Raw genomic sequence first — 11,546 nt, forward strand, 5'->3', positions numbered from 1 at the left:
GTTCCCCGGAACAGCGAACCTCCATCCTCCTGGGAGACACGCGATGAAAATTGCCGTATTCAGCGCCAAGCCCTACGACCGCGAGTATCTCGATGCGGCCAACGCCGCCGAGGGGCATCAGCTCAAGTACTTCGATGACCTGCTGGATATGGACACGGTCGGCCTTGCCGCKGGCTGCGACGCGGTCTGTATCTTCGTGAACGACACGGCGGATGCCGCGGTGCTCGATGCGCTCAAGCGTGGCGGAACGAGCCTGGTCGCACTGCGCTGCACCGGATTCAACAACGTTGATCTGAAGGCCGCGCAAGGGCTTGGCATGAAGGTGGTACGCGTGGTCAATTACTCGCCCAACGCGGTCGCCGAGCATGCCGTTGCCCTGCTGCTGGCGGTCAACCGCAAGATCCACCGGGCCTACAACCGCACGCGGGACTTCAATTTTTCCCTCGACGGGCTGATGGGGTTCGATTTCTGCGGCAAGACCGTCGCCGTGGTCGGCACCGGCAAGATCGGCCGTGTGTTCGCCAGGATCATGATCGGTTTCGGATGCGAGGTCATCGGCTACGATGCCTTCCCMTCGCCCGAGTTCGAGGCCCTGGGGGCTCGCTATGCCGTTCCGGGCGAGATCGGCATCAGCGCCRATATCATTTCCCTGCACTGTCCGCTGACCCCGCAGACGTATCACATCATCAATGCCGACTCGCTGGCCCGCGCAAAGCGCGGCGCGTTGCTGGTSAATACCAGCCGTGGCGGGCTGGTCGATACCGAGGCCGCGATCGAGGCGCTGAAGAGCGGGCAGCTGGGCGGGCTGGCCCTCGACGTGTACGAGCAGGAGGCCGATCTGTTCTTCCGCGATCTCTCCGGCACCATCATTTCGGACGACGTGGTGCAGCGCCTGGTCTCTTTTCCCAACGTCATCGTGACCGGCCACCAGGCCTTCTTCACGCGGGAAGCCATGACGACGATCTGCGAGACGACCTTGCGCAACGTGACCGAATTCGCGTCGGGCCAGGCGCTGAGCAATGAAATCAAGGCCTGACATGACGCCCGGCTCCGGTCTTGCATAGCCGGTTCCTGCCGGGCTACCGGGCTTGCGGGCTAGCTAGCGGGCCAGCGCGCGCAGCGCTTCGATCAACTTGTCGATCTCCGCCTCGGTGGTGAGGTAGCTGACCGAAGCGCGCGCAACCTCGCTGAGCCCCCGCGCGTTCATGTCCAGCGGCGTATAGGCAATGCCATTGCTGCCGATCGTCACGCCGCGCTGCGCGAGGCTGCGTTGCACGTCTGCCGCGCCATGGCCGGCCAGGTTGAAGGCCACCAGTCCGGAGCGCTCGCGGCCCTGGTCCAGCACCGTCACGCCGGGGATCGCCGCCAGTTGCGCGCGCAGTGCCTGCGCGGTGGCGTCGATGCGCGCGCGGATGGGCCCGAGGCCGATTTCCAGGGCTTCCTGCAAGGCATTGGCCAGCCCGCAGTGCATTGCCTTCGCGGCTTCGGCCGACTCGAAGCGGGCGGCGTCGCCGCGCAGCACGGGCTCGCCGTCCGCGCCCAGCGGCGCCGAGTGTGTGTCGACGAAGGCGGGCGTGAGCCGGGGCAGGAAGTCCTTGCGCACGTACAGCAGCCCGGTGCCGCGCGGGCCGCGCAGCGCCTTGCGGCCTGCGCCGGTCAGCACGTCGCAGCCCAGCTCGGCCACGTCGATGGGCAGCTGGCCTACGGCCTGCGCGGCATCGATGAAGTACGGGATGCCATGGCGGCGTGTCACCTGGCCGATGGCCGCGGCGGGATTGATCAGGCCGCCATTGGCCGGCAGCCAGGTCAGCGAGACCAGCCGCACGCGCTCATCGAGCATGGCCTCCAGCGCCCGCGGATCGACCGCGCCGCTGTGGTCGGACGGAATCACCTCGATCGTCGCCCCCGCGCGCTGCGCGCCCAGGCGCATGGCCGCGAGGTTGCCKCCCCATTCGTGGCGCGCGACCAGGATGCGGTCGCCGGGCCGCCACGACGGCAGCGCGGCGAATGCCGCGCCCCAGCCGGGCGAGTTGCCGGTGGTCAGGGCGATCTCGGCGGGCTCGGCGTTGACCAGCTGCGCGGCGAGGGAGCGCGCGCGTGCCGTCTGCGCGCGCGCGGCCACGCCGGCTTCCATCGGCCCGGCCGTGGCTTCGCGCAAGAGCTGGGCCTGTATCGCCTCCAGCGTGGCGGCGGACGGCAGCGAGGCGCCGGCATGGTTGAAATGCGTGGTGGTGCGGGTGCCGGGCGCGCGGGCGCGCAGCGCCTCCACGGCGGCGGGTGTGAGKGGAGCAGGCATGGGACCTCCGGAGGCGCGCGACAGGGTTCAGGGCTGGGCCAGCAGGATCACGGCCTCGACTTCCACGGCCACGCCGCTGGGCAGGGCCGCCACGCCGACCGCGCTGCGCGCATGGCGGCCGGCTTCGCCGAAAACCTGCACCATCAGGTCCGAGGCACCGTTGGCGACGGCGCTCTGGCGGTGGAAGTCAGGCGTGCTGGCGACAAACACGCCCAGGCGCAGCACGCGCGCCACGCGGTCCAGCCGGTCGCCGGTGGCGGCGGCGATCTGCGACAGCAGGCCCAGCGCGCACAGGCGCGCGGCCTGCACGCCGTCGTCCTCGGCGATATTGTCGCCGAGGCGGCCGAGATAGGCCGGCTGGCCGTCCCTGCGCGAGATCTGGCCGGAGACGTAGAGCACATTGCCCTCCAGCACGAACGGCACGTAGTTGGCGGCGGGCGCGGCCGCCGGTTCCAGGGTGAGGCCGAGATCGGCCACGCGGGCGCCGAGGGATTGGGTCATGTCGGGGATGCCTGGTTAGCCCGGCTGGCGCAGCTTCGGCCGGCCGGGACGGGAAAGCCTCATCCTACGGGCAGCGGGAGCCTGTGACAAACCAGTTCTTGCGCACCATGCATGAGCAGGGCTAATGCATGGCGCCTGCCGGATCTTGCGCCACGGCCTCCATCAGCCAGGCGCGGAAGGCCTGCGCGGCCTCGCCCGGCGTGCCGCGCGGCATGACCAGCCACCAGCCGATGCGGGGGTCGTCCAGCATGGTGCCGGGCAGCGCCTGGACCAGCTTGCCGCTGGCCAKCTGCGGGGCGATCAGGCGGTGGCGGCCCATCGCCAGGCCCTGCCCGGCCAGCGCCGCCTCCACCACGATGTTGTAGTMGTGCAGTTGCACGGTCTGCGCCTGCCTCAGGTCCAGGCCGAAGCGATGCGCCCACGCGTTCCACTCGAACGGTTGCTTCGCATGCGAGGCCAGCAGCGGGTAGCGCAGCAGGTCCTGCGGCTGGCGCGGGCGGGCGGGACCGGCGATCAGTGCGGGCGCGCATACCACCGACAGGCGCTCGGACATCAGCAGCTGCGCGCGCACGCCGGGCCATGCGCCCTGGCCATAGCGGATCGCCATGTCCACCTCGCCGCCGGCGACGTCGGCCAGCGCGATATCGGGACGCAGATGCAGGTCGATGTCGGGACGGGCCGCGGTGAACGCCGGCAGCCGCGGCGCCAGCCAGCGGGTGGCAAACGACGCCAGCAGCCCGACGCTCAGCGCGGTACGCGCGGCGGCGGGGGCGCGAACCTGCTCGGTGCCAAGGCGCAGCAGCTCGAACGCCGCGTGTACCTGCGCGTAGTAGGCCTGGCCGGCCTCGGTCAGCGCCACGGCCCGCGTGCGGCGCTCGAACAGCGCCACGCCCAGGTCGGCCTCCAGCCGCTGGATATGGTGGCTGACGGCGCTTTGCGTCACGAACAGTTCTTGCGCGGCCTGGCTGAAGCTCAGCCGCCGCGCGGCGGCTTCGAAGGCCCGCAATGACAGGAGGGGCGGCAGGGATCGCGTGGAACGCATGAGCTGGATCGATGGCTGGGGCAGGGCGTCATGCTACTCCTTGCCCGCCGTGTGCGTGCCGGCGGCAGGGCCGCACGGCCAGGGGCCGCATCAGCGCCCGGCCGGGCCCGCCGCCTGGCCGACCAGCTGCCCGAGCAGCTTGACGCCCTCTTCGATGCGCTCGTCGGCAATGGCGGTGTRGCCCATGCGGAAATGCGGGGAGGGCGCATCGGTGGAGAAGAACACGTCACCTGGCTCGATGATGACCCCGTGCGCCAGCGCGGTCGCGGCCAGCTTGCGGGCGTCGAGCCCCGGCGGGCCTTCCACCCAGAACGACGAAGCGCCGGGCGAGTTGTGCGCGCGCGCCTGCGGCAGGTGGCGTGCCAGCATCTCGCGCAGGATTCCGGCGCGGCGCTGGAAGATCGGCGCCACGCGGCGCAGCAGCGCATCGTGGTGGCCCAGAGAGATGAACAGCGCGGTGGCGCGCTGGTTGTTGGCGGGCGGATGGCGCAGCATGAAGCGCCGCAGCGCGCKCGCCTGCCGGATCACGGCGGCGGGGGCGACGATATAGCCGAGCCGGATGCCGGGCACGAACGACTTCGACAGGCTGCCCACGTAGATGACGCGGCCGTCGCGGTCCAGGCTCTTGAGCGCGGGGACGGGCTGGGTCAGCGCCGGGTTCTCGGTATCGTAGTCATCCTCGATCAGCACCACGTCGTGGCGGCGCGCCTCGCGCAGCAGCGTCTCGCGCCGCTCCAGCGGCATGGTGACGGTGGTGGKGCACTGGTAGCTGGGCGTGATGAAGGCGTAGTCGCATTGCGCCAGCGCGGCATCCGGACACAGGCCGGACTCGTCCACCGGCAGCGGCACCACTTCGCGCGCGCGCATGCCGAAGATGTGGCGCGCGTCGTTGTAGCCCGGCTCCTCCAGCCCGACCCGCGCGCCCTGCATCAGCAGGTCGGCCAGCAGGTAGAGCGCGTTTTGCGCGCCCATCGTAACCATGATCTCGTCCGGGTTGGCCCACACGCCGCGCCGGGGCAGGATGTGCTTCTGCAACTGCTCGATCAGCAGCGGATCGTCCCGGTCGATCAGGTCCGAGGCCCAGCCGCGGATCTCCAGCACGGCCAGCGCCATGCGCGAGCATTCGCGCCAGTCGGCGGTGGGGAACAAGGCGGGATMGAACTGGCCGTAGATGAAGGGGTAKGGATAGTTCTGCCACTCGCTGGGCTTGACGATGGCGCGCCTGCCGGTCATGTCCGGCAGGCGCGCGGTCCAGTCGGGGCCGCCGCCCTGGGCGCCGTCCGCGGTCTCGCCCGCGCAGGCGCCGTTGGCGCCGGTGGACGCCGCCTGCGACGATGCCGTTGCCGGCCTGGCCGCGCTGGGCAGTTGCTCCACCACGAAGTAGCCGCGCCGCGGGCGGGTCTCCAGGAAGTGTTCCTCGACCAGTTGCTGGAAGGCCAGGATCACCGTATTGCGCGCGATGCCGAGGGTGGCCGCCAGTTCGCGGCTGGAGGGAAGGGCGCTGCCTTCCGGCAACTGCCGGGCCAGGATGGCCGACACCAGCCGCTGGCGCAACTGCGCCTGCAGGCTGACGCCGGAATCGGGAGATAGCTGCAACAGCCGGTTCCAGAAAGTGTTCGCCTTGCCCATGCTTGCCATGCCGCTTGCGCTCCCGCTCCTGCCTGAGTTGTCGTGACCGTCGTGACGAGCGGCAGATTATGGGCGATGCCGCGCCCCGGCGATATGCGGGTTGCCCGCAGGCCGGCGGGCGGCGTGCAAGAAGCGATGGCGTGGCCGCTGCGCTCCCCTCAACGGCCGAGGATCCACTGCGCCAGGCTCTGCAGGTCCTCCTTGGCCAGGCCCGGGTAGGGCGGCATCGGAACCTGGCCCCACTTGCCCGCGCCGCCGGCGGCAATGTTCTGCGCCACCAGCGCCGCGGCGCCGGGCTGGTTCGCGTACTTTGCCGCCACGTCCCTGAACGCCGGTCCTACGATCTTCTTGTCGACGGCATGGCAGGCGCTGCAGTTGTTGGCCGCCATCAGGGCMAGGGGATCGTGACTGCCGGCGGTGGCGACGGCAGCCGGTGCCGCGGCCCCTGCGCCTTGCGGCGCCGCCGTGCCCGCGTAGGCCGTGCGCTCCGCCCCGTATGTCTTGCTGAGGTAGTCGACCATGGCCGGAATGTCTTCATCCGGGAAGGGCGCGCCGAAGGGCTTCTTCATCTTCTTGACGGTGGCATCCCAGTAGCCGCGCGGCGACGACGGCGGCTGCGTCTGCACGTACTGCGCGGAGTGGCAGGTCATGCAGTTCTGCTGCACCAGCCGGTAGCCGGGCAATTCGCTCGGCGTGTAGCGCGCCGTCTCGGGCGGCAGGGTGATCTCCAGCGCGTGCGCGGCCGGCACGCCGGCGAGGCAGCCCAGCGCCAGCATGAAGCCGGCACGGCGCCCGGGTTTGACGAGTTGCATGGCTGCCTCCTTCATGCCGCCACCACGCGGGTGGTTTCCACCACGTTGCGCATATGGCCGGCCGGGTTCCACAGGGCGGCAAGCGGCTGGCTCTGCCCGATGCGATTGCTGGCGCGTACCTTCAGCTCGTACTCGCCCTTCTTCGGCGGCGTGAACGTCGCGGTCCATTCGCGAAAGGAGTAGCGGCCCAGGTCCTTGCCCAGTTGCGCCGCGCGCCAGGTGCGGCCGCCGTCGGTGGACAAGGCGACCTCGTCCACGCCAAAGCCGCCGTCGAACGCGATGCCGCGCAGCACGGTCTGGCGCCCGGCATGCAGCCTGGCGCCATCGGCCAGGCTGGTGATGAAGGAGCGCACGTTGAAGCGGTTGATCGGCACCGTGCGGGCGGGCGCGGTGCCGGGCGCCACGCAGGCGCAGGCGTTGTCGGGGATGCGGTAGGCGGCGGTCATCCAGAAGCCGTCGAACGGCTTGTCGAGCACCTGGATGTTGGCCAGGTGCTTGACCCAGTAGGTGCCGTAGTGGCCGGGCACGACCAGCCGCAGCGGGTAGCCGTTGAGCATGGGCAGGTCCGCGCCGTTCATGGCCCATGCGAGCATCACCTCGCCGTCGAGCGCGTGGTCGATGGCCAGCGCCTTGACGAAGTCCGGGCCGCCTTCCAGCGGTGGGCGGTCCATGCCGTCGAAGCTCACCTGCAAGGCGCCGGCCTGCACTCCGGCCTTCTCCAGCAATACCTTGAGCGGGATGCCGGTCCAGCGCGCGTTGCCCATGGCGCCGTTGCCCAGCTGGCCGCCGTTGGCGCGCGGCGAAAAGAAGCCGCGGCTGTTGCCCGAGCACTGGTTGACCGCCACCAGGTCCACCGGGGTGGACAGGCGCTTGATCTCGTCGAGCGAGAGTTCCAGCGGCGTGTTGACCTTGCCGCCTACGCGCAGGCGGTAAGCCTGCGGGTCGATGCTGGTGGGGATGCCGCTCCAGTGGTAGCGCACGAAGAAGGCGTCGTTGGGCGTGATCGCGCCGTCGTTKAACACGGCAAAGGGCGTTTCGAGCTGCGGCGGCCGGCTGGTGAGCAGGATCAGCGGCCGCTTCTGGGGAAAGGCGATKAGCTCGCGCTCGCCATTCTCGAACGGCATCTCGACCCGCGCACCGGCAGCGCCGGCCGCCAGCGCTTCGAGCGCGGGATGGGTCAGCGCCGCGCCTGCGCCCAGCGCGCCGAGGGCGCGCAGCGCGCCGCGGCGGCCTGGCCGGGATGGTGCGGGATGGTGCTTTTGGTCCATGCCTGTCTCCTCGTCTTCTTATGGTCTTGGGTCTTGGTGCCAGCCCGTGATCGGCTAGATCACTTMATCCTTCATGTGATACCAGCGATACAGGAACCACTGCCCGAAGCGGCGGAACGGCGCGAACGCCTGCGCCTCCACCATCTCGCGCACATTCGGGAACGGCAGCGCCGAGCGGAAGATCGGCAGCTCCGGCCCGGCGCTCTTGCCCGCGATCAGCGCCGCCATGCGCTTGCCCGCCTGCGCGGAGTACATCACGCCATTGCCGCCGTAGCCCATTGCGTAATAGATGGTCTGGGCCGGGTCGGGCTGGAAGATGCGCGGCATCATGTCGTGGCTGACATCCACCCAGCCCCACCAAGAATAGTCGATCTGGATGCCTTCGAGCGCGGGGAACTTGCGGTGCAGGTCGCTGACCAGCTTGTCCTTGTATTTGTGCTGCGGTGCATCGTTGCCGGTGATGGCGCTGCGGCTGCCGATCTGCAGGCGCCCGTCCGGCATCAGCCGGTAGTAGTGCCGCAGGATGCGGGTATCGGTGATGACCTGGGTCGTGCGGAAATTGCACGCGGCGCGCTCCGAGGGCGTCAGCGGGCGGGTGACGATGGAGTTCGAGAGGATCGGGAACAGGCGGTTCTTGAGCTGGGCGTGCAGGTCCGGCGAGGTGTAGCCGCCGGTCGCCACGMCGACCGCGCGGGCGCGCACGATGCCGCCCGGCGTCTTCAGGTAATGCACGCCGCCACGGGTCTCCCAGCTCAGCACCGGGCTGGACGGATGCACCCTGGCGCCCAGCGCGCGCGCGCGGCGCAAGTAGCCGAAGGCCAGCTTGCCGGCGTGGATGCCGATGCCTTCCGGCTCGTGCATGGCGCCTGCCGCTTCCTTGTCGTCGACGTATTCGCGCTTGACGGTGTCGGCGTCCAGGATGCGCGCGTCGTACTTGAACACGTCGCGCAGCACCTTGGCTTCCTTCTCCAGCGCGGGCATGACCTTGGCGCGGTGGGCGATATAGAGATGGCCGCCCGGCTGCGGATCGCAGTCGATGTCCTTGATCAGGCCCTTGAAGGTCTCCATGCCGTCGCAGACTTCCTCGTGCAGGCGCAGCGCGGTGTCCAGGCCGTAGCGCTGGATCCACTGCGAGCGCTTGAGCCGGCCCGAGGCGCATTGCGCCTGGCCGCCGTTGCGCGTGCTGCAGCCCCAGCTCACGCGGTTTGCCTCCAGCACGGTGGCCTTGATGCCGTGTTCCTGCGCGAGGAAGATCGCGCAGGTCAGGCCGGTGAAGCCGGAGCCGATGATGGCCACGTCCACGTCGATATCGTGGGTGATCGGACCGTCGTCGGGCGGCGGCTCGCCGGCAGTGCCGATCCAGTAGGTGGGCGCGTACTCGCGCCCCTGGCCAGGGGTGGGCGCGACCAGCGGGTCGTAGGCGGGATCGTAGGGCCGCGAAGGCGCGGTGGCGCGGTCTTCGGGCAGGATCAGTCGTGCTGCGGTGGCATCCATGTCTGTCTTCCTCATGTGCCCTCTGGCGGGGCCGGATCCGGTTCAGTTGCCTGCGCGGTTCACCGCGACAGGGGGGCGGTCCTTGCGGTAGGCGTTCTTCACGGCGATCTTGCCGTCGCGGAAGGTGAACACATCGACCATGCGCGCTTCGATGCGCGTGCCGTCCGCCCTGGTGCCGCGGAAGGTGGATTCGCTCACGCCGCGCTCGCCGTTGACGAAGTGCTCACCATCCAGCCAGGCGGCATCGGGGAATGCCTGCCATGCCAGCTGGAAGCCCTCGCGCACCGCCTCCCTGCCCGCGAAGGTGCGGCCAAACAGCTCGCCGCCGGCCACGGCATGGAACACGCAGTCGTCGGCCATGAAGCTCATCAGCGCTTCGATATCGTGGCGGTTCCAGGCGTCGGCGAAGGCCTGCAGGGTCGTGGTGGTAACTTGGGACGTGGTCATCGGGGTCTCCGGGATATCGTTGGTGAATGGCGCGCCACGCGGAGCGGCGCGCCTTATGACGTCAGCATAGTGAGATGGCGTGCAATGCAGTAGGGCCAGAGCGCGCCAATCGTTTGGGCCAGCGGCGGGCGGAACGGGCCGCTGCGATGGGCTAGCCGCAGCTGCGCATCAGGAGCGCCGCAGGCAGCATGTACACGGCCACGAGCGCGGTCCCGGCGGCGCGCTGGCGCCGCGATGCCGGCATCGCGGGGCGGGKCGGCCGGGCGGTGCGTCAGTCGGCGCGCCGTATCTCCGGCATGTGCGCGGCGACGCCATGCTTGCGGCATAGCTGGCGCACGGCGTAGGCGACGAGCAGGATGCCGAGGCTGGCCACGCCGAGCAGCAGGGGGGTGCGCTGGTCGGGGATGAAGGCCATGGCGACGACGATGCCGACCATGCCGGCAATGGCGACATAGGTCAGGTAGGGGAAGGCCCACATGCGCACCTTGAGCCGGTGCGGCGCTTCGCGCTCGAGGCGGCTGCGCAGGCGCAGTTGCGAGATGGCGATCAGGATGTAGACGAAGATCGCGACGGTGCCGTAGGAGTTGACCAGGAAGGCGAACACCTTGTCMGGCGAGACGTAGGACATCACCACCGCGCCGTAGCCGAACAGCGTGGCGAACAGGATGGCCCTGACCGGCACGCCGTTGCGGCTCAGCGTGGCGAGCGCCTTGGGCGCATCGCCACGCTTGGTCAGCGCGAACAGCATGCGCGAGGAGGCGTACAGGCCGGAGTTCAGCGCGGACAACACGGCGGTCAGCACCACCGCGTTCATGATCTGCGCGGCCGCCGGGATGCCCATGGCCTTGAGCGCGCTCACATACGGCGTGGCGATGCCGGCGGAATTCCACGGCACCAGGCAGACCACCAGCAGCACCGAGCCGACGTAGAACACCAGCACGCGGGTGATGACCGAGCTGGTTGCCTTGGCCACTGCCTTTTGCGGCTCGGCGGTCTCGGCCGCGGCGATGGTGACGATCTCCGCGCCGAAGTAGAAGCCCGTTGCCGCGACCGCGCCGGTCAGCACCGGCATGATCCCGTTCGGCGCGAAGCCGCCATGCGCGCTCAGGTGCGCCACGCTGGCGCTGGCGCCGGGCCACATGCCCAGCACGAACAGCCCCGCCAGGAACAGGAACACCACGATGGCGGCAACCTTGATCGAGGCGAACCAGAACTCGAACTCGCCGAAGGACTTCACCGAGATCAGGTTGGTCAGCGTGAGCATCACCAGCAAGACCAGGCTGATGCTCCAGCCCGGCACATCGGGTAGCCAGAAGCGCACCAGGTCGGCCCCGGCGACGGCCTCGAGCGCGACCACGATCACCCAGAAATACCAGTACATCCAGCCGGTCAGGAAGCCGGCGAGGCCGCCCAGTGCCGGGCGGTCGCTCCAGGCCTCGCGGGCGTATTCGTAGAAGGAGCCGACGGTGGGCAGCGCGCACGCCATTTCGCCCAGCATGCGCATCACCAGTACCACCAGCAGGCCGGTGATGAGGAAGGAGAGGACGKCGGCGGGACCCGCGGACCGGATGACCACGCCACTGCCGACGAAGAGGCCGGCGCCGATCACGCCGCCCAGCGCGATCATGGTCATGTGGCGCTGCTTCAGCCCGTGCTTGAGGCCGCTTGATTGCTRCTGATCGTGAATCACTTTGCTTAGTCTCCTGGATTGCTCAGGGGTCATGCGCCACGGTTTCTATAGTAGGTCGGCGATTGGCTCGCCGCCCCGGGGGCCGTGGTCGTTGCGTCATGTGCCGCATTGCGCGCGGCCGCCTGACGCGAGGGTCGGATACGCCCTTGCCCGGCGGGCCGGGCAAGGGCGTATCGCGTGCTCGCCTGCTGATCTGCATGGCTGCCGATACCTGCCGGCCTCACAGGGACTCAGACGAAGTCCTTGTACTTGTCGAGGGTGCGCACGGGCTTGGCGAGCGCATCGCGGCGGAACGGGTCGCCGAGCTCGCGGGTGCACATGATCTCGATGATGGTGGTCTTGCCGTGATTCATCTGCAGATCGATGG

Annotated in this window: 10 protein-coding genes; 1 reads left to right on the forward strand and 9 read right to left on the reverse strand. The window is 69.5% G+C overall.

Going from position 1 to position 11,546, the window contains the following annotated elements:
• The first annotated feature begins 43 nt into the window (after positions 1 to 43).
• Positions 44 to 1,036 (forward strand): 2-hydroxyacid dehydrogenase, encoded by a 993-nt coding sequence (locus tag AC1DKV_RS25115; RefSeq protein ID WP_477138237.1) that lies wholly within the window; start codon positions 44 to 46, stop codon positions 1,034 to 1,036.
• A 63-nt stretch (positions 1,037 to 1,099) separates the two neighbouring features.
• Here the strand turns inward: AC1DKV_RS25115 and AC1DKV_RS25120 are convergent, their stop codons facing one another.
• The 9 genes from AC1DKV_RS25120 to AC1DKV_RS25160 form a co-directional block, all read right to left on the reverse strand.
• The gene (locus tag AC1DKV_RS25120) at positions 1,100 to 2,296 is read right to left on the reverse strand and encodes an aminotransferase class V-fold PLP-dependent enzyme (RefSeq protein WP_441614386.1); all 1,197 of its coding nucleotides are present in this window, start codon (positions 2,294 to 2,296) and stop codon (positions 1,100 to 1,102) included.
• A gap of 27 nt (positions 2,297 to 2,323) precedes the next feature.
• Positions 2,324 to 2,797, reverse strand: a complete 474-nt coding sequence (locus tag AC1DKV_RS25125) for a RidA family protein (RefSeq protein WP_441614384.1) — start codon at positions 2,795 to 2,797, stop codon at positions 2,324 to 2,326.
• A 121-nt stretch (positions 2,798 to 2,918) separates the two neighbouring features.
• The gene (gcvA, locus tag AC1DKV_RS25130; RefSeq protein ID WP_477138238.1) at positions 2,919 to 3,839 is read right to left on the reverse strand and encodes a transcriptional regulator GcvA; all 921 of its coding nucleotides are present in this window, start codon (positions 3,837 to 3,839) and stop codon (positions 2,919 to 2,921) included.
• A gap of 90 nt (positions 3,840 to 3,929) precedes the next feature.
• Positions 3,930 to 5,477, reverse strand: a complete 1,548-nt coding sequence (locus AC1DKV_RS25135; RefSeq protein ID WP_477138239.1) for an aminotransferase-like domain-containing protein — start codon at positions 5,475 to 5,477, stop codon at positions 3,930 to 3,932.
• Positions 5,478 to 5,626: 149 nt separating this feature from the next.
• Positions 5,627 to 6,280: a SorB family sulfite dehydrogenase c-type cytochrome subunit gene (sorB, locus tag AC1DKV_RS25140; RefSeq protein WP_441614378.1), complete on the reverse strand. Its 654-nt coding sequence runs from the start codon at positions 6,278 to 6,280 to the stop codon at positions 5,627 to 5,629.
• Positions 6,281 to 6,291: 11 nt separating this feature from the next.
• The gene (gene sorA, locus AC1DKV_RS25145) at positions 6,292 to 7,548 is read right to left on the reverse strand and encodes a SorA family sulfite dehydrogenase catalytic subunit (protein ID WP_477138240.1); all 1,257 of its coding nucleotides are present in this window, start codon (positions 7,546 to 7,548) and stop codon (positions 6,292 to 6,294) included.
• Positions 7,549 to 7,602: 54 nt separating this feature from the next.
• A complete protein-coding gene (locus tag AC1DKV_RS25150) occupies positions 7,603 to 9,042 on the reverse strand; it encodes an NAD(P)/FAD-dependent oxidoreductase (protein ID WP_477138241.1) in 1,440 nt (479 codons plus the stop codon).
• Positions 9,043 to 9,084: 42 nt separating this feature from the next.
• Positions 9,085 to 9,489, reverse strand: coding sequence for a nuclear transport factor 2 family protein (locus AC1DKV_RS25155; RefSeq protein WP_441614372.1), 405 nt, complete (start codon positions 9,487 to 9,489; stop codon positions 9,085 to 9,087).
• Between the two features lie 271 nt (positions 9,490 to 9,760).
• Positions 9,761 to 11,122 (reverse strand): amino acid permease, encoded by a 1,362-nt coding sequence (locus tag AC1DKV_RS25160; protein ID WP_477138244.1) that lies wholly within the window; start codon positions 11,120 to 11,122, stop codon positions 9,761 to 9,763.
• Between the last annotated feature and the right edge of the window lie 424 nt (positions 11,123 to 11,546).

Source organism: Cupriavidus sp. 05T41, from assembly GCF_056396525.1.